The 23,692-nt window shown below is 65.7% G+C and carries 27 protein-coding genes; 21 read left to right on the top strand and 6 right to left on the bottom strand.

The window, feature by feature from the left end:
* Positions 1-2 precede the first annotated feature (2 nt).
* The 8 genes from trpB to ON00_RS17735 all read left to right on the top strand — a co-directional run bounded on the left by trpB (position 3) and on the right by ON00_RS17735 (position 5,960).
* Positions 3-1,232 carry a tryptophan synthase subunit beta gene (gene trpB, locus ON00_RS17770; RefSeq protein ID WP_010408270.1) on the top strand — a complete coding sequence of 410 codons (1,230 nt, stop codon included), beginning with the start codon at positions 3-5 and terminating at the stop codon, positions 1,230-1,232.
* Entirely contained in the window at positions 1,229-1,615 is a 387-nt protein-coding gene (locus ON00_RS17765) for a hypothetical protein (RefSeq protein ID WP_010408267.1), read from the top strand. The genes trpB and ON00_RS17765 overlap by 4 nt, the downstream gene beginning before the upstream one ends.
* 52 nt (positions 1,616-1,667) lie before the next feature.
* Positions 1,668-1,979, top strand: coding sequence for a cupin domain-containing protein (locus ON00_RS17760; RefSeq protein WP_010408264.1), 312 nt, complete (start codon positions 1,668-1,670; stop codon positions 1,977-1,979).
* On the top strand, positions 1,976-2,776 hold the full coding sequence (trpA, locus tag ON00_RS17755) for a tryptophan synthase subunit alpha (protein WP_010408261.1): 801 nt from the start codon (positions 1,976-1,978) through the stop codon (positions 2,774-2,776). Before ON00_RS17760 ends, trpA begins: the two co-directional genes overlap by 4 nt.
* Positions 2,773-3,633 (top strand): acetyl-CoA carboxylase, carboxyltransferase subunit beta, encoded by an 861-nt coding sequence (accD, locus tag ON00_RS17750; RefSeq protein WP_010408259.1) that lies wholly within the window; start codon positions 2,773-2,775, stop codon positions 3,631-3,633. Before trpA ends, accD begins: the two co-directional genes overlap by 4 nt.
* A 78-nt stretch (positions 3,634-3,711) precedes the next feature.
* Positions 3,712-4,098 (top strand): endonuclease domain-containing protein, encoded by a 387-nt coding sequence (locus ON00_RS17745; RefSeq protein ID WP_010408255.1) that lies wholly within the window; start codon positions 3,712-3,714, stop codon positions 4,096-4,098.
* Positions 4,098-5,432 (top strand): bifunctional folylpolyglutamate synthase/dihydrofolate synthase, encoded by a 1,335-nt coding sequence (locus tag ON00_RS17740; RefSeq protein ID WP_010408254.1) that lies wholly within the window; start codon positions 4,098-4,100, stop codon positions 5,430-5,432. Before ON00_RS17745 ends, ON00_RS17740 begins: the two co-directional genes overlap by 1 nt.
* Before the next feature lie 69 nt (positions 5,433-5,501).
* Positions 5,502-5,960 (top strand): DUF6628 family protein, encoded by a 459-nt coding sequence (locus tag ON00_RS17735; RefSeq protein ID WP_010408250.1) that lies wholly within the window; start codon positions 5,502-5,504, stop codon positions 5,958-5,960.
* Here ON00_RS17735 and ON00_RS17730 read toward each other — a convergent pair.
* The 3 genes from ON00_RS17730 to ON00_RS17720 form a co-directional block, all read right to left on the bottom strand.
* Positions 5,950-6,699 carry a tetratricopeptide repeat protein gene (locus ON00_RS17730; RefSeq protein WP_010408249.1) on the bottom strand — a complete coding sequence of 250 codons (750 nt, stop codon included), beginning with the start codon at positions 6,697-6,699 and terminating at the stop codon, positions 5,950-5,952. The genes ON00_RS17735 and ON00_RS17730 overlap by 11 nt on opposite strands.
* A 58-nt stretch (positions 6,700-6,757) precedes the next feature.
* A complete protein-coding gene (locus tag ON00_RS17725) occupies positions 6,758-8,458 on the bottom strand; it encodes an AmpG family muropeptide MFS transporter (RefSeq protein ID WP_029623085.1) in 1,701 nt (566 codons plus the stop codon).
* A 154-nt stretch (positions 8,459-8,612) separates the two neighbouring features.
* Complete coding sequence (locus ON00_RS17720; RefSeq protein WP_029623083.1) at positions 8,613-9,050, bottom strand: response regulator; 438 nt, start codon at positions 9,048-9,050, stop codon at positions 8,613-8,615.
* Positions 9,051-9,195: 145 nt separating this feature from the next.
* Here ON00_RS17720 and ON00_RS17715 point away from each other — a divergent pair, with 145 nt between their 5' ends.
* Both ON00_RS17715 and rsmD read left to right on the top strand, forming a co-directional pair.
* Complete coding sequence (locus ON00_RS17715; protein WP_245535603.1) at positions 9,196-10,449, top strand: pseudouridine synthase; 1,254 nt, start codon at positions 9,196-9,198, stop codon at positions 10,447-10,449.
* Entirely contained in the window at positions 10,449-10,997 is a 549-nt protein-coding gene (gene rsmD, locus ON00_RS17710; RefSeq protein WP_010408240.1) for a 16S rRNA (guanine(966)-N(2))-methyltransferase RsmD, read from the top strand. The genes ON00_RS17715 and rsmD overlap by 1 nt, the downstream gene beginning before the upstream one ends.
* A 150-nt stretch (positions 10,998-11,147) precedes the next feature.
* On the opposite strand, the gene ON00_RS17705 is transcribed toward rsmD, so the two are convergent.
* On the bottom strand, positions 11,148-12,794 hold the full coding sequence (locus ON00_RS17705) for an inorganic phosphate transporter (RefSeq protein ID WP_010408239.1): 1,647 nt from the start codon (positions 12,792-12,794) through the stop codon (positions 11,148-11,150).
* A 256-nt stretch (positions 12,795-13,050) separates the two neighbouring features.
* Between ON00_RS17705 and ON00_RS17700 the strand changes: the two genes are divergently transcribed.
* The 5 genes from ON00_RS17700 to ON00_RS17685 all read left to right on the top strand — a co-directional run bounded on the left by ON00_RS17700 (position 13,051) and on the right by ON00_RS17685 (position 18,016).
* Positions 13,051-14,310, top strand: a complete 1,260-nt coding sequence (locus ON00_RS17700; protein WP_154651367.1) for a glycosyltransferase — start codon at positions 13,051-13,053, stop codon at positions 14,308-14,310.
* A gap of 53 nt (positions 14,311-14,363) precedes the next feature.
* Complete coding sequence (locus ON00_RS17695; protein ID WP_010408234.1) at positions 14,364-16,673, top strand: ATP-dependent helicase; 2,310 nt, start codon at positions 14,364-14,366, stop codon at positions 16,671-16,673.
* A 308-nt stretch (positions 16,674-16,981) separates the two neighbouring features.
* Positions 16,982-17,119 carry a hypothetical protein gene (locus ON00_RS21260; protein ID WP_245535602.1) on the top strand — a complete coding sequence of 46 codons (138 nt, stop codon included), beginning with the start codon at positions 16,982-16,984 and terminating at the stop codon, positions 17,117-17,119.
* Positions 17,116-17,505, top strand: coding sequence for a type II toxin-antitoxin system VapC family toxin (locus ON00_RS17690; protein ID WP_010408232.1), 390 nt, complete (start codon positions 17,116-17,118; stop codon positions 17,503-17,505). The genes ON00_RS21260 and ON00_RS17690 overlap by 4 nt, the downstream gene beginning before the upstream one ends.
* 295 nt (positions 17,506-17,800) lie before the next feature.
* The gene (locus tag ON00_RS17685; RefSeq protein WP_010408230.1) at positions 17,801-18,016 is read left to right on the top strand and encodes a DUF2283 domain-containing protein; all 216 of its coding nucleotides are present in this window, start codon (positions 17,801-17,803) and stop codon (positions 18,014-18,016) included.
* A 560-nt stretch (positions 18,017-18,576) separates the two neighbouring features.
* On the opposite strand, the gene ON00_RS17680 is transcribed toward ON00_RS17685, so the two are convergent.
* The gene (locus tag ON00_RS17680; protein WP_010408228.1) at positions 18,577-18,873 is read right to left on the bottom strand and encodes a HigA family addiction module antitoxin; all 297 of its coding nucleotides are present in this window, start codon (positions 18,871-18,873) and stop codon (positions 18,577-18,579) included.
* A 114-nt stretch (positions 18,874-18,987) separates the two neighbouring features.
* On the opposite strand from ON00_RS17680, the gene ON00_RS17675 reads away from it, so the two are divergent.
* The 3 genes from ON00_RS17675 to ON00_RS17665 all read left to right on the top strand — a co-directional run bounded on the left by ON00_RS17675 (position 18,988) and on the right by ON00_RS17665 (position 20,801).
* On the top strand, positions 18,988-19,338 hold the full coding sequence (locus ON00_RS17675) for a DUF3147 family protein (protein WP_010408226.1): 351 nt from the start codon (positions 18,988-18,990) through the stop codon (positions 19,336-19,338).
* Positions 19,339-19,441: 103 nt separating this feature from the next.
* Complete coding sequence (locus tag ON00_RS17670) at positions 19,442-19,678, top strand: hypothetical protein (RefSeq protein WP_010408224.1); 237 nt, start codon at positions 19,442-19,444, stop codon at positions 19,676-19,678.
* Positions 19,679-19,829: 151 nt separating this feature from the next.
* Positions 19,830-20,801, top strand: coding sequence for a phosphatase PAP2 family protein (locus tag ON00_RS17665; protein ID WP_010408221.1), 972 nt, complete (start codon positions 19,830-19,832; stop codon positions 20,799-20,801).
* Here ON00_RS17665 and ON00_RS17660 read toward each other — a convergent pair.
* The gene (locus tag ON00_RS17660; RefSeq protein ID WP_010408216.1) at positions 20,798-21,052 is read right to left on the bottom strand and encodes a hypothetical protein; all 255 of its coding nucleotides are present in this window, start codon (positions 21,050-21,052) and stop codon (positions 20,798-20,800) included. The genes ON00_RS17665 and ON00_RS17660 overlap by 4 nt on opposite strands.
* Before the next feature lie 233 nt (positions 21,053-21,285).
* Between ON00_RS17660 and ON00_RS17655 the strand changes: the two genes are divergently transcribed.
* The 3 genes from ON00_RS17655 to ON00_RS17645 are packed head-to-tail and all read left to right on the top strand — an operon-like array spanning position 21,286 to position 23,678.
* Positions 21,286-21,672 carry a cupin domain-containing protein gene (locus ON00_RS17655; RefSeq protein WP_010408212.1) on the top strand — a complete coding sequence of 129 codons (387 nt, stop codon included), beginning with the start codon at positions 21,286-21,288 and terminating at the stop codon, positions 21,670-21,672.
* Positions 21,673-21,722: 50 nt separating this feature from the next.
* Complete coding sequence (locus ON00_RS17650; RefSeq protein ID WP_010408211.1) at positions 21,723-22,229, top strand: pyridoxamine 5'-phosphate oxidase family protein; 507 nt, start codon at positions 21,723-21,725, stop codon at positions 22,227-22,229.
* Positions 22,230-22,283: 54 nt separating this feature from the next.
* Positions 22,284-23,678 carry an MFS transporter gene (locus ON00_RS17645; RefSeq protein ID WP_010408209.1) on the top strand — a complete coding sequence of 465 codons (1,395 nt, stop codon included), beginning with the start codon at positions 22,284-22,286 and terminating at the stop codon, positions 23,676-23,678.
* Positions 23,679-23,692: the final 14 nt, after the last annotated feature.

The following is a 23,692-nucleotide window of genomic DNA, read 5'->3' as shown; positions in this document are numbered from 1 at the left end:
CTATGAACGCCCCCAACTCCTTCCGCACCCAGCCCGACGAGCGCGGGCATTTCGGCGCATTCGGCGGCCGCTATGTCGCCGAGACGCTGATGCCGCTCGTGCTGGAACTCGACACCGCCTATCGCGCCGCCAAGGCCGACCCGGCTTTCAAGGCGCAGTTCGACGATCTGCTCGAACATTATGTCGGCCGCCCCAGCCCGCTTTATTATGCCGAGCGTCTGACCGACGCTTTGCGCGAAGGCGCGCCCGCAGGCAAAGGCGCGCAAGTGTGGTTGAAGCGCGATGAGCTCAACCATACCGGCGCACACAAGATCAACAATTGCATCGGGCAGATCCTGCTTGCGATGCGCATGGGCAAGACGCGCATCATCGCCGAGACCGGCGCCGGCCAGCACGGCGTCGCCACCGCCACCGTCTGCGCGCGCTTCGGGCTGCCCTGCGTCATCTATATGGGCGCCAAGGATATCGAGCGGCAGGCCCCCAACGTGTTCCGAATGAAGCTGCTGGGCGCCGAAGTGCGGCCCGTGACCAGCGGATCGCATTCGCTGAAAGATGCGATGAACGAGGGCATGCGCGACTGGGTCGCCAACGTCCACGACACGTTCTACATCATCGGCACCGCCGCCGGGCCGCATCCCTACCCCGAAATGGTCCGCGATTTCCAAAGCGTGATCGGCATCGAAGCGCGCGCGCAGATGCTCAGCCGCATCAACCGCCTGCCCGATTTGCTGGTCGCGGCGATCGGTGGCGGGTCGAATGCGATCGGGCTGTTTCACCCCTTCCTCGACGATGGCGATGTGATGATGCTCGGCGTCGAAGCCGCCGGGCGCGGGCTCGACAAGGAACATGCCGCCAGCCTCGCCGGTGGCGCGCCGGGCATCCTCCACGGCAACAAGACCTATTTGCTGCAGGACGAAGACGGCCAGATCACCGAAGCGCATTCGATCTCGGCCGGGCTCGATTATCCGGGCATCGGCCCCGAACATAGCTGGCTGCACTCGATCGGTCGGGTGGAATATACCTCGATCACCGATAGCGAGGCGCTGGATGCGTTCCAGTTGCTGTGCCGGACCGAGGGCATCATCCCCGCTTTGGAGCCATCCCACGCCATCGCCGCCGTCGCCAAGCGCGCGCGCGAAATGGATAGCGACCAGATCATCCTCGCGAATTTGTGCGGGCGCGGGGATAAGGACATCTTCACTGTGGCCGAGGCGCTGGGGGTGAAGATATGACGGTTACCAACAAATCGTTCGACCAAAGCCGTCAGATTGCGATGGTCGGGCTGATCGTGTTGGTTTTAGGACTTTGGATGCTGGGCTCGAACAACGCGTTTGCCTCGGACATCGTGAAGCTCCTGTACATTCTGGCGTTTTCAGTGGCACTGCGCTTTGCTTTACCAAAACAGCCCTCCGCAAAACTCCGGTTCGTACGCTCCGTGCCGTGGATAGCGCTGATTAGCGCGTGCCTGACCGCAGGCTCGACGTTGCTGTTCCCCGAGCCTACCGAAGGTCCTGTCGTTGGCCTTGTTGTGTTCGGTTTTTACTTGGGACTACCGATCTTGTTTTTTACTTCGCTACTCACCTTCGTCCGCTTCCCGACGGACAATCTTGCATGACCCGCCCCACCGCCGACATCCCCAGCCTCGCCCAAACGCCGGGAACGCCGCGATGAAACCCTTTTCCGCAAAGGCCTTCACCGCCGATCGCGCATGGGGCAGCAGCCTGTTGGGCGATTTCGGCGACGTGGCAGTCCGCCTGCACTGGACCGACCAGCCCTATCGCTGGCACCGCAATACGGGCCGTGAAGTGTTCGCCGTGCTCGAAGGCGTGGTCGACATGCATTATCGCGAAGATGGCGTGGAGCAGGTCGTTCGGCTTCATGCCGGGGACGGCGTCTCGGTCGAGGATGGGGACGAACATGTCGCGCACCCGGTTGGGCCCGCGCGAATTCTGGTAGTAGAGCGCAAGGACTCCGAATGACCCGCCTCGCCGACGCCTTTACCAAAGGCCATCCCGCGCTCGTCGCCTTCGTCACCGCGGGCGATCCCACCCCGGACGCCACCCCCGCCATCCTCGACGCCCTTGTCGAAGGCGGTGCGGACGTGATCGAACTCGGCATGCCGTTCACCGATCCGATGGCCGATGGCCCCGCAATCCAGGCCGCCAATATCCGCAGCCTGGCAGCGGGCACGCGCACCGCCGACATCCTCGCCATCGCCAAGAGCTTCCGCGCGCGCCATCCGCAGGTGCCGCTGGTGCTGATGGGCTATGCCAACCCGATGACGATCCGTGGCGGCACATGGTTCGCCGAGGCCGCGTGCGATGCCGGGGTCGATGGCGTGATTTGCGTCGACATCCCGCCCGAGGAAGATCCCGAACTCGGCCCCGCACTGCGCGCGGTCGGCATCGACCAGATCCGCCTCGCCACGCCGACCACCGATGCCACGCGCCTGCCGACCGTGCTGGAGGGGGCGAGCGGCTTCCTCTATTATGTGTCGGTCGCCGGCATCACCGGGCTGCAACAGGCAGCACAAACCTCGATCGATGCGGCGGTCACGCGGTTGAAGGCGCATACCGATCTGCCGGTTGCGGTCGGCTTCGGCGTGCGCACCCCCGAACAGGCCGCCGCGATCGCGCGCGTGGCGGATGGCGTGGTGGTCGGCTCGGCGATCGTCGATCTGGTCGGCCAGCATGGGGCCGCTGCACCGGCCGCTGTAAAAACCTATATTCAATCCCTGTCGCAGGCGATTCACGCCGCCCGGAAGGAACTCGCATGAGCTGGCTTACCAGCGTGCGCAACGCGCTCGCTTACGTTGTCCCCGTCAAGAAAGAGACGCCCGACAACCTTTGGCACAAGTGCAAGGGCTGCGGGACGATGACCTTCGTCAAGGAACTGGAGGACAATCTCCATGTCTGCCCGCATTGCGACCATCATGATCGCATCGGGCCGCTGCTGCGCTTCCAATATGTGTTCGACGCGGGCAGCTACAGCATCGTGCCGCTGGCCAAGGTGCCCGACGATCCGCTGAAGTTCCGCGATACCAAGCGCTATGTCGATCGCATCAAGGCGGCACGCGCTGCCACCTCCGAAGGCGACGCGCTGATCACCGCGCGTGGCACGATCGAGGGGCATAAGGCCGTGATCGGCGTGCAGGACTTCGCCTTCATGGGCGGCTCGATGGGCCTGGCGGTCGGCGAGGCGTTCGTGCGCGGGGTCGAGACCGCGATTGCCGACAACTGCCCGTACATCATCTTCACCGCCGCCGGTGGCGCGCGCATGCAGGAGGGCATTCTCAGCCTGATGCAGATGCCGCGCGCGACCGTGGCGATCGCCATGCTGCACGATGCCGGCCTGCCCTATATCGTGGTGCTGACCGACCCGACCACGGGCGGCGTGACCGCAAGCTATGCAATGCTCGGCGACGTGCAGATTGCCGAGCCCGGCGCGCTGATCGGTTTCGCCGGGCAGCGCGTGATCGAGCAGACCATCCGCGAAAAGCTGCCCGACGGCTTCCAGCGCGCCGAATATCTGCTGGAACACGGCATGATCGACATGGTGAAGCACCGCCGCGACCTGCGCGCGACGCTGGCAAGCCTGATCGATTACCTCTGCGGCGCGAAGCAGGCGGCGTAGGCGCAATACTCCCCTCCCGCTTGCGGGAGGGGCACCATCAAGCTCCCCTCCCGCTTGCGGGAGGGGTTGGGGGAGGGAATGGAGCAACGGACCAAAGCCCGAGCGCTACGCGGCAACGCCACCGCAGCCGAGGTCCGCTTGTGGCGCGCGATCAGTGCGCGCAAGGTCGCGGGGTTCCGCTTCAACCGCCAAGTGCCGATTGGCCCGTTCATCTGCGACTTCGTCGCGCGCAGCCTCAAGCTGATCATCGAAGTCGATGGGGACACCCATGGCGACAGGCGCGAGCAGGACGAAGAGCGTACGCGCTATCTCCAATCCGAAGGGTATCAGGTCATTCGCTTCTGGAACAACGACGTGCTGGGGAACCTTGATGGGGTCGTGGCCGAGATCGCGCGGGTGGTGAGCTTGCTGGGTATTCCCAACCCCTCCCCCAGCCCCTCCCGCGAGCGGGAGGGGAGTTTATAATGGACACCGCCACCTCCACTAATGCCGCCGTGCAAACGCAGCTCGACCGCTTATGGTCGCTCTCGCCCGGTGCCGATATTCTCGGGCTGGAGCGGATCACCGCGCTGCTCGACCGGCTCGGCAACCCGCAGCACCGGCTGCCGCCGACGATCCATGTCGCGGGCACCAACGGCAAGGGCTCGACCTGCGCCTTCCTGCGCAGCGCGATCGAGGCCGCCGGGCTGACCGCGCACGTGTACACCAGTCCGCACCTCGTGCGCTTCAACGAGCGCATCCGCGTGGCGGGCCGGTTGATCGACGACGCCGCTCTGGCGAAACTGCTCGAAGACGTTCTCGATCATGCCGAGGGCATCGGCGCGAGCTTCTTCGAGGTCACCACCGCCGCCGCCTTTCTCGCCTTCAGCCGCACGGCCGCGGATGCATGCATCATCGAGGTCGGGCTCGGCGGGCGGCTCGATGCCACCAACGTGCTGACGCGCCCGGTCGCCACCGGCATCGCGCAACTCGGCATCGATCATCAGAGCTTCCTGGGCGATACCGCCGAAGCGATTGCGGGCGAAAAGGCCGGCATCGCCAAGGCCGGGGTTCCGCTGGTCACGATGCGCTATTCCGACTCGGTCACACAGCGCGTCGCCGAGGTCGCGCAGGCGGCGGGCGCGACCGTGCTGCCGACCGGCACCGACTGGCGCTTCACCGTGGAGGCCGATCGACTGCTCTATACCGATGCCGCGGGCCAGGTCGAAACCCCGCTGCCGACGCTCGCCGGGCCGCACCAGCCCGAAAACCTCGCGCTCGCCATCGCCTTGCTGCGCCACCAGAGCGCGCTCGCTATCCCGCCCGAAGCCTATAGCGCCGCCGCGCGCCACACGCGCTGGCCCGCGCGGATGCAGCGGCTGCACGCCGGCCCGCTGACCGCCCTGCTCCCCCCCGGCAGCCAGCTTTGGCTCGATGGCGGGCACAACCCCGCCGCTGCCGCTGCCATCTCCGCCACGCTCGATGCGATCGCGCATCCCGGCATCGGGCGCAGCGAAGTGCATCTGGTGCTGGGGATGCTCGCCAATAAGGATCCCGTGGGCCTGCTCGCCCCCTTCGCGCGCGTCGCCACCACGCTACACGCGGTGCCGGTGCCCAGCCACGAGCATCACGCGCCCGCAGCACTCGCCGCCATCGCGCACGACCTTGGGCTGGCCGCGCATACCGCCCCCGATGTCGCCACCGCCCTCCTAGACATCACCGAGATCGCCGACCCGGCCGAGCCGCCGATCGTGCTGATTCTGGGCTCGCTCTACCTCGCCGGTGAAGTGCTCTCGGCGAACGACGAAGCACCCGACTGACCCTTCTTTATTGCGATTGACTTGCAATAGCGAATCTCGGAAGATGCTCCCCTGCAACGGAGCATCGCCATGACCACTGCCCCCAATTCGTCATCCGCGCCGACCTCGCCGTCCCGCTACTCGGCCAGCCTGCCCAATCCGATGCCGGATGATCCCAATCGGCGGCTGCTGCTGTTCGCCTTTCGCCGGATGGGCGCGCATGGCCTGAAGGACGCGCATGCCGCGAGCGCGCTGTTCCAGGCGTTCGGTCAGGATTTCCGCCGCCCCTTGCTGCTGATGCGCACGATGATGGCCGATCTCGCGCACAATGCGACCTGCCCGATCACGATCGCGCCCTGCTGCTGCATGCGGATGACGGCGTCGGAGGCGACCATCCTCACGATCGTCGACCGGGCGGAAACCGCGCCCGACAGCGCGCGACTGCTACTGGGCGATCTGATCGGCCTGCGCCGCCCCGATGGCGTGCTCGCCAGCATCACCGCCGTCGCGAGTGCCTTTGCCGATGCCGGGCGGCCGCTTACGCCTTGACCGCGCGCAACTCGCCCAGCCGCGCCATCGCCCAGCGGTACATCTCGGCTTCCGCGGCGCGCTGCTGACGGTCGAGCAGCTTCATCCGCGCCTCGACCTCTTCCAGCACCTCGCGCGCCTTCTTGTCCCAGCCCTGTTCGAGCAGCAGCGCGGCATAGCGGCAGCGCCCCTCCTCCCCCGGCAAGCGCGTCACCAGATCGGCATAGAGCGCCAGCGCCTCGTCCTTGCGCCCCAGCGCATCGAGAATGCGCGCGCGCAGCAGGCCGATCCGGTCGCGGTCGCTTTGTGCCGAGGCGGGCGGCGCGGCGTCGAGCGTCGCCAGCGCGGCGTTCGGATCGTGCGTTTCGAACTCGGCGCGGGCGCGCTTCTCGGCGCTGCGCGTATCGACCGGCCCGCGCTCGGTCGCCTCACGATACAGCGGCAGCGCCTCGCCATAATTTCCCTGCGCCGCCAGCGCATCGGCCAGCCGCATGCGGTTGGCGACGGTATCGGCCAGCGCCAGCGCCCCACGCGCCGCGCGCACGTCCTTGTCGGGATCGAGCTTCGCCGCCACCGTCGCCCGCGCGGTGCGGACATGGCGGTTGCCCTGGAAGCGCGGATACACCTCCAGCACGACATAAGCGATCGTGCTGGCGAGCGGCAGGAACACCAGCGCCATGATCCACAATTGATTGCGCCCGTTGCGGATCACATCGATCACGCACAGCACCTGAATGGCAATGGTGAGAAGGTAGAACATCGGTATCGCGCTCCGCCCAGTTAGTCCCGCCCGCGCGGGGTCATCGAAACACCCGGCATCAGCCTTCCCCACGCACCGCCGCCGCGCTGCTGCGGGTCGAACGCCACCATTCGAGCAACACGAACACGATCGCCAGCAGCCCCAGCACCGCAACCTCGCGGAACACCGCCGCATAGCCGATCCTGTCGATCAACTCGCCCGCAAAGCCCTTGCCCAGCGACCCGATAAGAAACGTCAAGGAGGACAGCAAGGCATATTGCACCGCCGAATATTTCTTGCTGACGATGCCCGAAACATAAGCGACAAACGCCGCGCCTGCGATGCCAGTCGAGACGTTCTCATAGGCGATCGTCAGCAGCAGCCGTGCGATGCGCAGATCTCCGCCAAGCGCCTGCGCCAGCACATCCAGCCGCAGCGTCTGCAATACGATGTCGATATAGGGCGCACCATCGGCGAGATCGGCATAGAGGAAATTGCCGAAGATCGGCAGCGCCGCCCCGATGAGCACCGTTGGAAACCGCCCGATCCGCACGAACAGATAGCCGCCGACGCTGACCCCGATAATCGACATGACGATGCCGAAGATCTTGGACGCGAAGGCCACCTCGTCCTTCGTATAGTGCATGTAATCGAGGTAGAACGGATAAGCGAACGAGGCCCAGACATTGTAGCACAAGGCGTACGTCAGGATCAGCCCGATCACCACCAGCACCCCCCAGCGCATCCGCTCGGTCAAATCGGCGAGCGGCGCGATCAGCGCGCGGTAAAGGTGGTTGGCGATGGTGCGTGCCGGCGACACCCGCGTATCGACGACGGCCTGCACTTGATGCCCGCGCAGCTTCAGCCAGTTGAGGACCGCCGCCACGATCAGCGGAACGATCACCGTCGCCAGCACGATCAGCGGCCCGTTATATTTCAGGAAATCCCCCGCCGACGGCCGTTTGCCGCCCGGCGGCACCTCGGCCAGCATGCTCGTCATGAACACAATGATGCGGACGATCGCCCACACCCAGCTCGACCCGACAATGAGGAGCGCGATGGCGCGGGCACGCGGTGCAATCTCGCCCGGCTGGTCGAGCAAATCGGCGGCGACATCGGGGCTGCGTTCGGTATCGGGCGCGGCCAAGGCGATCAGCAGCATCACCCCGATCAGACACGCCATCAGCAGATAGACCGTCGGCCACGACATGCGCGCCGCCAGAAACAGCGCAAACGCCCCGCCGACGATGCTCGCGGTGCGATAGCCGAGCTGGTAGATTGCGGACAGCAGTTCAACCGGCGTGCGTTCGTCGGCCACGTCGATCCGCCACGCGTCGATCGCCACGTCCTGCGTCGCCGAACCGATCGACGCGACGAACGCAAACAAGGCGAAGCGCGCAATGTGGACGGTGGGGTCGGTCACTACCAGCCCGATCAAGCCCAGGATGATGAGCCCCTGGCAGAGCACGATCCAGCTTTTGCGCCGCCCGATCCGCCCGAGCAGCGGCGGGCGCGTACGATCGACCAGCGGCGACCACAGGAATTTGAACGCATAGGTCAGCCCGACCCATGACAGCACGCCGATCGTCGCGAGGTTGACCTTCACTTCGCCCAGCCACGCCGTCAGCGTCCCGATCAGCAATGCGAATGGCAGACCCGAGGAGAAACTGAAAGCGAGCATAGATGCCGCCTTGCGCGTCTGCAGCGCCGCCTTGAGCAGCCGCCAGCCCTTGGGCTTGATCGGCGGTGCAGGATCCTCGCGCATTTCCGTAACAGTCACAGTGTCCCCTTCGAGCCTCAAGCCAACAGATCAGCCCGCGTGCCGGAGACTAGCGTCAAAAATCACCAGTGAAAGGGTGATGCGCAGGGATGGGCCGGACGATCGTCCTTACCCGGACCAGCCCCGGACCAAGCCGGGCAAGACCGATGGCGACCTACGCCTCCGCCACACCCGCAAACAAGCTCAGCCCGCCCGGCACGCGCCGCGGTTTCTTGCCGTCGAGCACCGCCTCGATCGCGGCGATCGCCGCGAGCAGATCGCGCTGCGCATAAGGTTTGGACAGGCACCCCGCCGCCACCGCACGCCCGCCTTCGGGGCACGACCCGGTGACGAACAGCACCGGCACCCCGGCCTGATGTGCTGCGCGGGCGACATCGATGCCGCTGCCATCGGCCAGGCTGATATCGACCAGCACCAGATCGATCTCGCGCGCATCGGCGATCACGGCGAGCGCATCGCTGACGCGATCGACCGTCGCGACCATTTCGAATTCGGCCTCGCGCAGGAAATGCTCTGTATCAAACGCGACCAGCGGCTCGTCCTCGACGAGCAGCAATCTGGAGATCCGCCGCTTCTTTCTGGCGAACAGCATCGTTTCCACCACCCACTTCGTGCCCGCGCTCAACAGGCTGCGCGTCCCGCCCTCGTTACGCACCCGTGCCTGAACGCTCGGCTACGAGATAGGACGCAATTTATTTTATACGGGCACTTTCCCACAAATTGTCTATCAGGGCGCTGTGTCAAGACCAGCAACCCCCAAAGATCGCCCCAAAGAGCAACAGCGGATCGCCAAGCTCCTCGCCCGCGCGGGCGTCGCCTCGCGCCGGGAAGTCGAACGCATGATCGCCGAAGGCCGCGTCGCCCTGAACGGTGTCGTGCTCGATACCCCCGCGACCATTCTCGCCTCGCTCGCCGGGGTCACCGTCGATGGCGAACCCGTCGAGGCCCCCGCCGCCGCGCGGCTGTTCCTCTATCACAAGCCGCCCGGCCTGCTCGTCACCGAGCGTGATCCGGCCGGCCGCCCGACCATCTATGATCGCCTGCCCGAGGGGCTGCCGCGCCTCGTTCCGGTCGGCCGCCTCGATCTCGCGACCGAGGGGCTGTTGCTGCTCACCACCGATGGCGAACTGAAACGCCAGCTCGAATTGCCCGCCACCGGCGTCGAACGCGCCTACCGCGCCCGCGCCTACGGCCCGATCACGCAGGAACAGCTCGAAGAGCTGATCCACGGCGTCGAAATCGAGGGCGTTCGCTATGGCGCGATCGACGCCAATCTCGAACGCCGCACCGGTGCCAATGTCTGGATCGAACTGATCCTGACCGAGGGCAAGAATCGCGAAGTGCGCCGCGTGCTCGAATATCTCGGGCTTAAGGTCTCGCGCCTGATCCGCACGCGCTACGGCCCGTTCGTGCTGGGCGATCTGCCCGTCGGCGAAATCGGCGAAGTGAAGCAGCATGACGTCGTCGCCTTCCGCAAGGACCCGACGCGCAAGGGCGGCGGCGAAGCGCCCAAGCTGGTCGAGAAGCCCCGCCCCGCCGCGCGCGGGCGCATCAACCCCAACGATTCCACCGCCCCCACCTCGCTGCCCAAACCGCGCCCGGTGCGGCGCATCACCAAGGCGACCGCCAACCGCGCCGACAAGGAAGCCTTTGCCGAGCCTGCGCGTCAGGCGCAGCCCGGTCGCGATCCGGTGGTGCTGACCAAGGCAACCAAGGTGAAGCGCTTCTACGACGCCAAGCCCAAGGCCGGCACCGGCGCGCCCGTCGCCGACACGCGCCCCAAGCGCGTGTTCAACCCCGAACTCGGCCGCAACGTCCGCGCCAAGCCGCCGCGCGACGCCAAGCCGGTCGACCGCGCCGAACGGACCGAGCGCCCGGAACGTACCGAACGCGCGCCCAACAAATCCACCCCGCGCACGCCGGGCAAGGCCATGGCCCGCCCGTCCAAGCCGCGTACCGTCAAGACCCATAAGAGCCGGACCAGGAAGTAATGCGAATCATCGCTGGAAAGTGGCGCGGTCGTCCGATCGTCGCGCCGAAGGGGGATGCCACCCGTCCCACCGCAGACCGTGTGCGCGAGGCATTGTTCTCGATGCTCGCCAGCCGCCTCGGCAGTTTCGAGGATCTGGCCGTGGCCGATCTGTTTGCCGGATCGGGCGCGCTCGGGCTGGAGGCGCTGTCACGCGGGGCCGCCTCGTGCATCTTCGTCGAACAGGACAAGGCCGCGCTAGACGCGCTGCGCACCAACATCACCAAGCTCGGCGGTGCCAAGGAAATCGGTGCCGATGTCCGCGCGCAATCGGTGCTGGCGCTGGGCCATGCGGTCGCCCCGCTCGACCTGATCGTGATGGACCCGCCTTATGACAGCGGCGCGGGCGCGGTCGCGCTCGACAAGCTCGCGCGGCTCGGCTGGATCGGCGATGCGACCTGGATCAGCATCGAAACCGCCAAGCCCGAACTGGTCGAAGTCGCAGGCTTCGCGGAAGACGTCAGCCGCGTCCACGGCAAGGCCAGAATCACGCTGCTACGCCGGGGTTAAAGCCCCAATCCCTCTCCCACCGGGAGAGGGAGGGAGGCGCAAAGCGCCGGAAGGGTGAGGGCGACGCGCGCGAAGGCGGCGCAGGCCCGACCACCCTCACCCGTCCTCGCTACGCTCGGCCACCCTCACCCGCTGGGAGAGGGAACGCGATCACATCTTGGTCAGGCCCAGAAACACCCAATACAGCCCGCCCGCCAGCGCCATCGCGGCGGGCAAGGTCATCACCCATGCGAGCGCCATCGAACCGATCGTGCGCGGCTGCAAGCCAGCGCCACTCGCAACCGAGGCACCCGCGACGCCCGACGACAGGATGTGCGTGGTCGACACCGGCAGGCCATAGACTTCGGCGGCCAGGATCGTTCCCGCCGCGACCAGTTCGGCCGATGCGCCCATGCCATAGGTCAGGTGCGACTTGCCGATCTTCTCGCCAACGGTGATGACGATCCGCCGCCAGCCGACCATCGTGCCGAGACCCAGCGCCAGCGCGACGATCACCTTGACCCACACCGGGATGTAGCGCGTGCCCTTTTCCAAATTGGTCTGATACGCCTTGATCGCCGTCAGCTCTGCCGCGCTGAAGATCTTGGCGGAGGCGTCCTTGTCCTTGGTCGCCAGCCGCGCACTGTCGAGCACCAGATACATGTCGTTGCGCAGGTTAGGCGTCGCAGCGGCAGGCACCTTGTCGAGCGAGCCGTAATTGCCGATCCGATGCCCCAGATCACGCGACAGCGCGTCGGCAGCCGCAAAGACTTGCGGGGTGTCGGCATGGCGCGCCTGCAACGCCCGCGTCAGCACCGCGCGTGAAGCGTCAAGGGTGGTCGGCGCTGCACTCGATCCGGCATGGGCGGCAAAGGCGTTGGCAGCGGCATTGGCGCTCGCAACGAACGCAGGCGTCGCGCTCTCGGGCATGGTGCGGTTCAGCGCATAGGCCGTCGGCGCGCAGCCGATCAGGATCAGCATGATCAGCCCCATGCCCTTCTGCCCGTCATTGCCACCATGCGCAAAGCTGACGGCAGTGCAGGTGAAAATGAGCAGGGCGCGAATGCCCTTGGGCGGCGGGGCGGTGCCTTCCGGCTCACTGTACAGCTTGGGATTGCGCAGCACGAGCTTCATGACGTGCAGCAACAGGAACGCGGCACCGAAACCGATCAACGGTGCCATCCACAGGCCGGTCAGCACCTTGGTCGCCTGGCTCCAGTCGACGCCGGAGGTGCCGCCCGTGCCAGCCGTCATAAGCTGGTTGGCAAGGCCGACGCCAAGGATCGATCCGATCAGCGCGTGGCTCGATGAATTGGGCAAGCCGACATACCAGGTGCCGAGATTCCACAGCACCGCCGCCAGCAGCAGCGCGAAAATCATCGCAAAGCCGGCATTGCTGCCGACATGGAGGATGAGGTCGACCGGCAGCAGCGTGATGATCGAATAGGCCACGGCCCCGCTCGACAGCATCACCCCCAGGAAGTTGAAAAACCCCGACCACACGACTGCCAGCGCGGCGGGCATCGAATGGGTATAGATCACCGTTGCCACCGCATTGGCGGTGTCGTGGAAGCCGTTCACAAATTCGAAGCCAAGCGCGATCAGCAGCGCCAATCCCAGGAACGCAAAGGTCCCGAGCGCCAGCCCCTCGCCCACCTGGGCTGTATCGACAAGAATGCTGTAGCCGGCATAGCCCACCCCGACCACCAGCAGCGCCAGGAAAATCCAGCGCCCAGCAGGGTGCAGTCGATGATCGAGCCGCGGCCCGTGCGGAGCGTCCGTCGCCGATTCGGGGGACGCTATGAAGGTGGTAGCCATGCCGTTGAAGGCCTTCGCTCGGTTGTGTTACGGGTTGATGACGCGCGGTGCGGTTGGTCGCCCGATACCCGCCTAAAGTATCAAAAGCCAGCCCTCAAAGGCAGGTCCGTGGGGCAGGTCGCCACCGAACGCAGGGCTGCCGATTGTGAAAAACGGGTGGTGTCGGGTGCCGTCATCGGTGAACGATTTGCACAGTGCGGCCCGCTCGCTTATGCAAGCGGCGTGGGCGAAAGGCGAGCTGGAGGGGGCTATCATCATGTTTGACGTCGCCTCGACACCGGGGGACATCGGCCAGCGCGCGCAACAGCATCTTGCCCGCGGCTCCAACCGCACGCAGCGCGCTCCATTGCGCGTGCTGACCTTCCTGAACAGCTTTGCCCCCGGTGGGGTCGAACGCATCGCCGCGCGGCTGCATGCCGCCTGGACGATCGCCGGGGTCGATGCGCAGATGGTCGTGGCCGATGCCAGCATCGCGCCGCCAATCGCTTTGCAGGCCTTGTCGCAAGTCCATCCCAAGCCGCGCGGGCGCGGGGTCACGCGCTTCGCGGCGTTGCTGCGCGGCATCCCCGCGATCATCGCGCGGCAGCGCCCTGACGTGCTGTTCTGCGCGGGCAACACCTATACCGCGCTGGCGGTGGCGCTGAAGCTGACGCTCGGGCCTGCCTGTCCGCCGATCGTGGTGAAGATCAGCAACGATCTCGTCCGCCCCGACATGCCGCTGCCGCTGCGCTATTTCTATCGCCGCTGGCTGCGCATCCAGGGTCGGCACCTCGACCATTTCGTCGGCATGGCCCCGGCGATGCGCGGCGAAATCGCACGGTTGGTCGGCGTGCCGCAAAGCCGGATCAGCGTGATCGCCGACCCTGCGCTTGCCGATGCCGACCTCCGCCGCCTGGCCGCCGCACGCGATGCCGTCGTGCGCGCGCGGCCGGGCCGACATTATGTCGCGGTCGGTCGCCTTGCCCCGCAGAAGAATTTCGCGCTGCTGCTTGAGGCCTTTGCGCGCATTGCCAAGCCCGACGACACCTTGCGCATCCTTGGCGAAGGCCCCGAACGCCGCGCGCTCGAGGCGCAGGCGGCGCGGCTCGGCATTGCCGGGTCGGTCTATATGCCCGGCCATGTCGATCCGCTCGACGCCTGGCTGGCCGAGGCCGACGCCTTTGTGCTGTCCTCGGATTATGAGGGCGTGCCTGCCGTGGTGATCGAGGCGCTGGCGGCGGGGCTGCCGATCATCGCGACCGATTGCTGTTGCAGCATGGCCGATCTGCTTGGCCACGGCACGCTCGGCCAGCTGGTCCCGACCGGCGATGCCGCCGCGCTGGCACAGGCAATGATGACGCTTGCCCCCGATTCGGGCGCGACCATTGCCGCACGTCGCACCGCCGCCGCGACCTTCACGATCGAAAGCGCCACCGACAAATATCTGGGGCTGATGCGCACGCTTGCCGCCACCCGTGCCGCCGAGACCGCGCCCGACACGCCGCGCAACGACCCGATCCCAAGCCCGGCGGCCTAACCGCTCGCAAGACGCGCTTGCCCGACGCCCGCGCGTTCCCTACCTGTTCACCAATGATTCTCCCCGCGCCCTCGCCCCAGGATCCTCCCTATCTGACGGGCCTCAACCCGCAGCAGCGCGAAGCCGTGCTGACCACCGAAGGCCCCGTATTGGTGCTGGCCGGGGCGGGCACCGGCAAGACCGCCGCGCTCACCGCGCGGCTCGCGCATCTGCTCGCCACCCGCAAAGCCTGGCCGAGCGAGATCCTCAGCGTCACCTTCACCAACAAGGCCGCGCGTGAGATGCGCCACCGCGTCGGGCGGCTGGTCGGCGATGTGGTCGAGGGGATGCCGTGGCTCGGCACCTTCCACGCGATCGGGGCCAAGATGCTGCGCCGCCATGCCGAACTCGTCGGGCTGCAAAGCAACTTCACCATCCTCGACACCGACGACCAGTTGCGCCTGCTGAAGCAACTCATCCAGGCGGCCGATCTCGACGAGAAACGCTGGCCCGCGCGCCAACTTGCAGGGCTGATCGACGGCTGGAAGAATAAGGGCCTCACGCCCGCGCAAATCGATGCGGGCGAAAGCGAGCTCTACGCCAATGGCCGCGGGCAGGAACTCTACGCCGCCTATCAAACCCGCCTGATCGCGCTCAACGCCTGCGATTTCGGCGATTTGCTGCTGCACATGCTCGTCATCCTGCAGCGCGACCGCGAGGTGCTGGCCGACTATCAGCGCCGCTTCAAATATATCATGGTCGACGAATATCAGGACACCAACAGCGTCCAATATCTGTGGCTGCGCCTGCTCGCGCAGGAGCGCAAGAACATCGCCTGTGTCGGCGATGACGACCAGTCGATCTATTCGTGGCGCGGCGCGCAGGTCGAGAACATCCTGAAATTCGAGAAGGATTTCCCCGGCGCCAAGATCATCCGGCTGGAGCAGAATTACCGCTCCACCCCGCACATCCTGGGCGCCGCCTCGGGCGTGATCGCCAACAATAGCGGTCGCCTCGGCAAGCAGCTCTGGACCGAGCTCGACGCGGGCGAGAAGGTCAAGGTCTTGGGCGTTTGGGACGGCCCCGAGGAAGCCCGCCGCGTCGGCGAGGAAATCGAAAGCGCGCAAAGGGCCGGCAAGAGCCTCGACGACATCGCCATTCTGGTGCGCGCGCAGCACCAGACGCGCGAGTTTGAAGACCGCTTCATCGCCACCGGCATCCCCTATCGCATCATCGGGGGTTTTCGCTTCTACGAACGCGCCGAAATCCGCGACGCGCTCGCCTATTTGCGCGTGGTGGCGCAGCCCGCCGACGACCTCGCCTTCGATCGCATCGTCAATGTCCCCAAGCGTGGGCTTGGCGACAAGGCCGTGGCCAAGGTCCACCAGCTCGCCCGCGCGCAGCACGTCCCGCTGGTCACCGCCTCTGCGCGGCTGCTCGACACCGATGAACTGACCGGCGCAGCGCGCAAATCGCTCGGCAACCTCGTCATCGACATGGCGCGGTGGCGCGCGCAAATGACCGAGCTGCCGCATGGCGACCTCGCGCGCATCATCCTCGACGAAAGCGGCTATACCGCCGCGCTCCAGGCCGAGAAATCGGTCGAGGCGGCGGGGCGGCTCGAAAACCTCACCGAACTCGTCCGCGCGATGGAGGAATATGAGACGCTGGGCGCGTTCCTCGAACATGTCAGCCTCGTCATGGATAATGAGGCCTCGGCCGAGGACCCCAAGGTCACGATCATGACGATCCACGCCGCCAAGGGGCTGGAATATGACACGGTGTTCCTGGTCGGCTGGGAGGAAGGGCTGTTCCCGTCGCAGCGCGCGCTCGACGAAGGCGGCACCAAGAGCCTGGAGGAAGAACGCCGCCTCGCCTACGTCGCCATCACCCGCGCGCGCCGCCGCGCGATCATCCTGCACGCCGCCAACCGCCGCATTTACGGCCAATGGACCAGCAGCATCCCCAGCCGCTTCGTCGGCGAATTGCCGCCCGAACATATCGAGGCGGAATCGAGTCTCGCGGGCGGCGAAAGCCTGTGGCGCGCCAATTGGTCCGAACGCGCCGACCCCTTCGCCAATGTCGCCCGCAGCACCGGCCGCGGCCCCGGCTGGCAGCGCGCGGCGGGGATTGGCGGCACCAAGCCCGGCGGCGATTTCACCAGCCGCACCTTCTCGCGCGAACCGTCCCGCGTGCAGGAATCGCGCGCGTCGGCGATCAGCCTCGGCAATAAGGGCCGCTCGGACGTGGCGGTCGGCATGCGCGTGTTCCACCAGAAATTCGGCTACGGCCTGATCGCCGAGATCGAAGGCAATAAGCTGGAGATCGATTTCGAGAGCGCGGGGCGCAAGCGGGTGATGGATAGCTTTGTGACGGTGGGTTAATTCTTCTCCCTCTCCCCCTTGGGGGAGTTTCGGGTCGGATCGTCCCCCGGACGATCCTCAACCGTGCGGGGCACGGTTGACCCGAAACTGGTCGGAGAGAGGGGCAGCGCGGGGCGACCACTTGGCCAAACACACAAAATGGTCTATCTACTTGGTCCAAGAGGACCCGCCTTATGCGCATCTCCGTATCCGACGCCAAAGCCCAACTCACCGACCTCGTCCGCCGCGCGGAAGCAGGCGAATAGATCACGCTCACCCGCCGCGGCCACCCGACCGTCCGGCTGACGCGCGTCACCGACGAAGTCGACATGGCGGCGGTGCGCCAACGGCGTCTCGATGCCATCGATCGCGCCATCGCGGCGGCGCGCGAACGCGGCCCCGATGGCAGGTCCAGCGCCGCCCGCAGCGCGGATTATCTGTACGACGATAACGGCCTGCCTGCATGATCGTCGTCGACACGTCGGCGCTGATGGCGATCCTGCTGGGCGAACCCGAAGCCGCCGCGTGCCGCGCCGTCGTCGCCCGCGAGCTGGACATCCGCATCGCGGCACCGACCCTGACCGAAGCCCTGATCGTCGCGGCCGGTCGCGACTTGCACGGCGAAATGGCGCGCTTGATCGACGATCTCGCGCTGACCGTCGAGCCGCTGACCGTAGAGCTCAGCTACGCCGCCGTGCGCACCTATCTCCGCTGGGGCAAACGTCACCATCCCGCCGCCCTCAACATCTGCGACGTCTTCGCTTATGCGCTGGCGACGGCGCATAACTGCCCGCTGCTGTTTGTCGGAAACGATTTCGGGCAGACTGATGCGGTAGCGGCGTTCGCGGGGTGAAGACCACACGCTATTTCGAGGAGCAGGTCCTGCGCAAGCGCCCATACCTGCAGCGCGAATGGATCGCGGCGACGCTCGCCGACGGCTATAGCACCGTGCTTTAAGTTTGAAGCAACCCTAACCCCGTTCGGGCTGAGCCTGTCGAAGCCCTGTATGCCACACAAGATGGCGGATATCTGGAACGCAGCCCTTCGACAAGCTCAGGGCGAACGGTATAAGTACACGACAGTGAGAGCACGATGCTCCAAACCGTCCACAACGCCTTCTTCGACCGCACCTATCGCGAGGCCCAGTGATGAAGCTGCATTATTACGCCGAAACCGACAGCATCTATATCGAGCTGAACGCCGCCGACGGGGTGGAAACGCGTGAAGTCGTGGACGGGGTCAATATCGATCTGGATGCGGTGGGAAATATCGTAGGAATCGATATCGACCATGCCTCGACCAAGTTGGATCTGGCGACGCTGGAGACAACGGCGCTACCGTTGCGAGATTTGAAGGCTGCTTAGGCTTTCGAGCGGAACTCGAAATCGACAAATTTTAGCTCAGCTCCGAAGGCTAGAGGCAAAACCGGGTTATTAGTTAGTCGAAAACGATTTGGTGAGGGTATGGACAACGAGGAGCGGCTGCGAAGAGTCTGGAATCAGAAAGCCGTACCGGTATTGCTTCGACGTGAATCGGGGAAGCTCAGACTACGGCTTCAAATCTCGAACGATCCTATTCGTTGGTTCGGTTCTACCCAAAATTGGGTCAGGGCAGATAGGCATACTATACCAGAATGGTTTCCTAAGCTTCGCTTTTGGGAAGTGCCTGCATCATGGTACAATGACTTGGTTAAGCAAATGCTTGATTACTTCGGAAGCGTTTACGTCATTCAGCCTTACCGCGAGCAAGAAGTATGCGCTGAACAATGCTGGAACGCAAAGGGTCACGACTGTCAGTGCTCCTGTATGGGCGCGAACCATGGGCAGGGTAAGCACGGGGATTGGCTGGAGATTTCTGAGACATTTGCAACCCGATGGGGTTCTCTAGAAATGGCCTGCCGACTGCTGACAAAATCTGCAAAAAACTAAGCCCCCACCCGCTCCACATCAATCTCCCCCGCCCGCGCCCTGACCGCTGCCAGATCATGCGCCGCCTGCATCCGCATCAACGTATCGGCGCTAAGCCCAAACGCCTTCTCAAAGCGGATCGCCATTTCCGCCGACACCCCGGCACGCGCGCCCAGCAAGTTGCTCATCGCCTGCCGCGTGACGTGGAGCTTGGCCGCCGCGTCGGTCACCGACAAGCCGTGCGGATCGATCACCTCGGCGCGAAGCCACGCACCGGGATGGACCGCGAAACGGGAATGCAGCGTGATCGCCATCCGCTGAGCCTACTCGACCCGCCGCCGCCCCCGCAACTGCGCCCGACGGTGCCTCGGCGGCAAGACCTCGCATCGCCGCTGGCCTTCACCCGCGCCCGGCCCCATAAAGAGGCCATGCTGTTCCTCGCGCTCAAAGCCCTGATCTCGGGCATCCTGATTGCCATCGCCTCGACGCTGGCCAAGCGCTATCCGGGGTTTGGCGCGCTGGTGGCGTCGCTGCCCTTGGTGTCGGTGCTTGGCATGATCTGGCTGTGGGGCGAGAAGCCCGACCCCGCCAATATGGCGGCGCACGTCCAGGCGACCTTCTGGTATGTACTGCCCTCGCTGCCGATGTTCCTCATCATCCCCGCTTTGCTGCGCGCCGGGATCGGCTTCTGGCCCGCGCTCGGGCTGGGCTGCGCGCTGACGGTGTTGCTGTATCTCGGCATGGTCGCGCTCGCGCCACGGCTCGGCATCGCGCTGTAACGCGCCAACCTGTACGCCACACTACAGACCCGTTCAGCAACCATCGCGACAGTAAAGCGTAAGTGTTTCCTCACGCCCGATCGACGGGCCGAAAGGACAGGACATGAAGCTGACCCACCTTATTGCCGCCGGGCTCATGGTTGCCGGGCTTGGTGTTTCCACCGCCGCCTCCGCGCAGGATTATCGCGGCGATGGCCCCCGTTATGACCATCGCTACGATCACCGTGGCGACCGCCGCGACTGGCGCGACCATGGCCGTTATTATGGCGGGGATCGGCATCGGCCGCGCTGCCACACCGAATGGCGTCACCATCGCCGCGTGACGGTCTGCTATCGCTGATTTGTGCAGGAGGAGGGGGTTCGCCCCCTCCTCCACCAAAATGTCATCTGGACGTCATAAAAAGTTCACGGCATGAAGGGTAGCCGTTCGCGGCATCGCATACCCCTTCCCAGTCGGCGATTGCGAACATCGTCTGCTCATCAGGCGCCCCGTGACCCGTCCCACCACCACCTTCTTCACGCTCCCCGCGCCGCTCTATCCCGGCAGCACGGCGCAGCCTGGCCTCATCCCGGGACGCTGGCTCGTGCTCGGGTTCGCGGTCAGTGCGGTGTGCGTCGGGGCGCTGCTGTGGGATGCCGGGATGACGATCAACCCGCGCACGCCAAGCGCGCTGATCTTCGCCGCCTTTGCCGCGCTGGCGCTCGGCCTGCGCTATTCGATGCGCGCACCCGCCAGCCCGGCGCAGCGCGTCGCGCGCGATCTGTCGGAATCGGTCGGCCTGTTTACCGGGATCGCCTTGCTCGGTGCGGTCGCCACCTATCCGCTCGCCGCCGATACGCGCGGCAGCATCGATCCGCTGCTCCAGCAAATCGACGCCGCGCTCCATTTCGACTGGCTCGCCTGGTATCGCGCGGTGGCTTCGCACCGCACGCTGCAACTGCTGGGGACCGCCGCCTATCAGAGCATCTTCGTCACGCCCGCGCTGATCCTCGGCTATTGCGCCTGGGCCGACAAACGCACCGAGACGCGCGCCTTCATCGCCAGCTTCTGGGTCGCCGCCGTGCTGTGCCTGCTGCTGTTCCGCTATCTTCCCGCAGTCGGGCCGCTCGCCACGCTGTGGCATGGCCCCGTGCCCTATCTGCCCGAAAGCGCACTGTACGAGGCCGAACTGATCCCGCAACTGCGCGCGCATACATTGCTGGAGGTCGATCTGGGGGCGCTGCGGGGCCTTGTCTCCGCACCCAGCTTCCATACGGCAAGTGCGGTGCTGTACATCGCGGCCGGCTGGCCGCTGCTGCGGCTGCGCTGGCCGGTGGTGGTGTTGAGCGGGGCGATGCTGCTGGCAACGCCGGTCGAGGGCACGCACTATCTGGCGGATATGCTGATCGGTGCCGCCGTCGCCGGCGTGGCGGTCGTCTGTGTCGCGAGGGTGCGCCGCCGTCTGGCAGCGCGCGGGCGTTAAGCCTCCACCGCCATCAAGGCAGCTTCGGCATATTTCGGGTCGTTGGCGGCGAACAATGGGTTGGCATCGAAGTCGCGCTCGGTCAGCCCGACGCCGTTGAGCCCAGCCAGCTTGAACGTCCCAAGCTTCAATTCGCGCGGCGGCTTGCCATCACGCTCGAGCACGACGCCGTCCACGAACAGATCGTCGTGGCGGGTATAGATGATGTGCGGTGCGAGCGTGATATCGGTGCGATTATAGGTCGCGCGCAAGCACCGCTTGCGGACAATAGCTTCGAAGACAGTCGGAACGGGGCCGGTTGGCCCGGATGGATTTTGCACGGCGTGGCCCTGATACTCGGGAGTCTTGATGACACCGCTGTACCGAAAATGGTGCGATGCAGCAAGAACCAACTCCGCCCCGCCCGTGGCAGAGAGTGGAGAGCGAGCGCCTCATGTCCAATTCCTATCGCCTCCGGAGGGCATCTGCCCTAACAGCAGGCGCGATGTCGCATCGCTTGATCGCCTCGCTGGATCTGTCCCCCCACCCCGAAGGCGGCTGGTATCGCGAAACGATGCGCCAGCCTTCGCCAGATGGCGGTCGCGGGCTGGCAACGGCCATTCTGTTCCTGCTGGAGGCCGGGCAGCGCTCGCACTGGCATCGTGTCGACGCGACCGAATTGTGGTTGTGGCACGCGGGCGCGCCGCTCACCTTGCTGATCGACCAAAGCGAGCATCTGCTCTCCGGGGAAAGCCCGCAAGCCATCGTCCCTGCCCAGGCGTGGCAATCGGCCGAAGCGCGCCTTGGGTGGGCGCTGGTCAGTTGCGTCGTCACGCCTGCCTTTGATTTTGGCGGGTTCGAGCTGGCACCGCCCGGCTGGTCCCCGCATTGAGGGAACCGCATCGGCCTCCGCCCGTTCGAAGCGAGCAAGGAGACGATGCCATGTTGACTGACAACACCGCGAACGAAGCGGAAATCGAAGCGAAATTCTGGAAGGCTTTGCGCTCCGACCGGACGATGATGCTCGGCCTCGCCGGCGTCGACGAAGGCCATACGCGCCCGATGACGGGGCAGCTGGACGGCGACGAAGATCGCGGCCCGATCTATTTCTTCACCGCGAAGGACACCGAACTGGTCGCCGACCTGAAGCACGACAGCCGCGCCGTCGCCACCTTCGCATCCAGGGGCAATGATGTGTTCGCGACGATCCACGGCACGCTGGTCGCCGAGAATGATCGCGCGGTCATCGACCGGCTGTGGAACAGCTTTGTCGCGGCCTGGTATGAAGGCGGCAGGGACGACCCCAAGCTGCAATTGCTGCGACTGGATACCGAGCGCGCGCAGATCTGGGTCGATGCGTCGAGCATGCTCGCCGGGGTGAAGGTCTTGCTCGGGATCGACCCCAAGCAGGATTACAAGGACAAGGTCGCCGAAGTCTCGCTCGGCTGACTATAAATGGGGAAGGCCGCTTGCACTGTGCGGGCCGAGGATTAGCACGCTCGCATGATGGATGGCCTTCCCTTACCCCGCCGCTATGCGGCCATTGCCGCGCTTTGCCTCGGCACCGCGCTGATCATCATCGACGGTGGCGTCGCCAACATTGCGTTGCCGACGATCGCGCGCGATCTGAGGATCGACCAGTCGTCCGCCGTGACGGTGGTAACGGTCTACCAGTTGATGCTGGTGATGCTGCTGCTGCCCTTTGCCGGGCTGGGTGAGCGCATTGGCCTAAAGCGCATGTACCAGATCGGGCAGATGGTGTTCACCGTCGCCACGCTGCTGTGCTTCTTTGCCAAGAGCCTGCCCTTTCTGCTCATCGTCCGCGCGGCGCAGGCGATGGGCGCGGCAGCGGCGCTGAGCGTGTCCTCTGCGTTGATCCGTTCCACTTACCCCGCCAAGCAGCTCGGCAGCGGGCTTGGCATCAATTCCGCGATCGTCTCGGCGGGGGCCGCGCTCGCACCGTCGCTCGGCGGGTTCATCCTCGGCGTGGCACCATGGCCATGGGTGTTTGCGAGCGCCGTGCCCTTCGCGATCGGATCCCTGATCCTCGGCCGCGCGCTGCCCGATACGCCGCCCGGCAACACCCCATTCGACGTTTTCGGCGGCGTGATGTGCGCGGCGATGTTTGGGCTGATCATCGGTGGTCTTGAAACTGCTGTTCATGGCGATAGCCCGGTCGTCTCCGCAGCGATCGTGCTCAGCGGCATATTGGTCGGCGTGTATTTTGTCCGGCGCGAGGCCAAGGAAACCGATCCGATCCTGCCGATCGATTTGCTGGAGCGGCCAGTACTGCGGCTATCGGTGATCGGGGCTTACACCGCCTTCATCGCTTCGATGACGCTGATCATCTCGATGCCCTTCCGCCTGACCAGCGAGTTCGGCTTCACCGCGCCAGAAATGGGGTTGTTGATGGCCCCCTGGCCGCTCACCAACATCATCGTCGCCCCGCTGTCGGGCTGGCTGTCGAGCCGCATTCCGGCGGGCGCGCTGGGCGGGATCGGCATGGCTATTTCGATCGTCGCGTTGCTGCTGATCGCCGACATGCCAGCCCACCCGACGCATTTCGACGTGATCTGGCGGATGGCGCTGTGCGGCGGCGGGTTCGGCACCTTTCTGCCGCCCAATGCCCGACTCATCATCGGCAGCGCCCCGCGCGAACGGGCGGCCGCCGCTGGCGGCCTGGTCTCGACCACCCGTTTGCTCGGCCAGACCACCGGCGCAACGCTGGTCGCCGCCCTGCTCGCGCTGGGGATCGGCGGGGGAGCCACCCCGCCGCTGGTGGCGGCGGGCCTCGCTTTCATCGCCGGGCTGTGCAGCCTGGCGCGGCTACGCCCCTCGATCCGCATGCCGCAGACCGAGGAAGCCGCGGACGTTCAGCCGGCAAGCCAGGTGCGCTGAACGCCCGCGCCGGG

The sequence above is a fragment of the Sphingomonas echinoides ATCC 14820 genome (genome assembly GCF_000241465.1).
In the GTDB taxonomy this organism is placed as follows: domain Bacteria; phylum Pseudomonadota; class Alphaproteobacteria; order Sphingomonadales; family Sphingomonadaceae; genus Sphingomonas; species Sphingomonas echinoides.
This window is presented reverse-complemented; position numbering and strand designations above follow the sequence as displayed.

Coding starts and splice junctions, on each gene's coding strand:
- ON00_RS17670 (WP_010408224.1), top strand. CDS start 19,442: ATGAAGCTGACCCACCTTATTGCCGCCGGGCTCATGGTTGCCGGGCTT.
- ON00_RS17650 (WP_010408211.1), top strand. CDS start 21,723: ATGTTGACTGACAACACCGCGAACGAAGCGGAAATCGAAGCGAAATTC.
- ON00_RS17705 (WP_010408239.1), bottom strand. CDS start 12,794: ATGGCTACCACCTTCATAGCGTCCCCCGAATCGGCGACGGACGCTCCG.
- ON00_RS17695 (WP_010408234.1), top strand. CDS start 14,364: ATGATTCTCCCCGCGCCCTCGCCCCAGGATCCTCCCTATCTGACGGGC.
- ON00_RS17675 (WP_010408226.1), top strand. CDS start 18,988: ATGCTGTTCCTCGCGCTCAAAGCCCTGATCTCGGGCATCCTGATTGCC.
- ON00_RS17655 (WP_010408212.1), top strand. CDS start 21,286: ATGTCGCATCGCTTGATCGCCTCGCTGGATCTGTCCCCCCACCCCGAA.
- ON00_RS17735 (WP_010408250.1), top strand. CDS start 5,502: ATGACCACTGCCCCCAATTCGTCATCCGCGCCGACCTCGCCGTCCCGC.
- ON00_RS21260 (WP_245535602.1), top strand. CDS start 16,982: ATGGCGGCGGTGCGCCAACGGCGTCTCGATGCCATCGATCGCGCCATC.
- ON00_RS17745 (WP_010408255.1), top strand. CDS start 3,712: ATGGAGCAACGGACCAAAGCCCGAGCGCTACGCGGCAACGCCACCGCA.
- trpB (WP_010408270.1), top strand. CDS start 3: ATGAACGCCCCCAACTCCTTCCGCACCCAGCCCGACGAGCGCGGGCAT.
- trpA (WP_010408261.1), top strand. CDS start 1,976: ATGACCCGCCTCGCCGACGCCTTTACCAAAGGCCATCCCGCGCTCGTC.
- rsmD (WP_010408240.1), top strand. CDS start 10,449: ATGCGAATCATCGCTGGAAAGTGGCGCGGTCGTCCGATCGTCGCGCCG.
- ON00_RS17645 (WP_010408209.1), top strand. CDS start 22,284: ATGATGGATGGCCTTCCCTTACCCCGCCGCTATGCGGCCATTGCCGCG.
- ON00_RS17700 (WP_154651367.1), top strand. CDS start 13,051: ATGTTTGACGTCGCCTCGACACCGGGGGACATCGGCCAGCGCGCGCAA.
- ON00_RS17690 (WP_010408232.1), top strand. CDS start 17,116: ATGATCGTCGTCGACACGTCGGCGCTGATGGCGATCCTGCTGGGCGAA.
- ON00_RS17765 (WP_010408267.1), top strand. CDS start 1,229: ATGACGGTTACCAACAAATCGTTCGACCAAAGCCGTCAGATTGCGATG.
- ON00_RS17720 (WP_029623083.1), bottom strand. CDS start 9,050: ATGCTGTTCGCCAGAAAGAAGCGGCGGATCTCCAGATTGCTGCTCGTC.
- ON00_RS17760 (WP_010408264.1), top strand. CDS start 1,668: ATGAAACCCTTTTCCGCAAAGGCCTTCACCGCCGATCGCGCATGGGGC.
- ON00_RS17730 (WP_010408249.1), bottom strand. CDS start 6,699: ATGTTCTACCTTCTCACCATTGCCATTCAGGTGCTGTGCGTGATCGAT.
- ON00_RS17680 (WP_010408228.1), bottom strand. CDS start 18,873: ATGGCGATCACGCTGCATTCCCGTTTCGCGGTCCATCCCGGTGCGTGG.
- accD (WP_010408259.1), top strand. CDS start 2,773: ATGAGCTGGCTTACCAGCGTGCGCAACGCGCTCGCTTACGTTGTCCCC.
- ON00_RS17685 (WP_010408230.1), top strand. CDS start 17,801: ATGAAGCTGCATTATTACGCCGAAACCGACAGCATCTATATCGAGCTG.
- ON00_RS17740 (WP_010408254.1), top strand. CDS start 4,098: ATGGACACCGCCACCTCCACTAATGCCGCCGTGCAAACGCAGCTCGAC.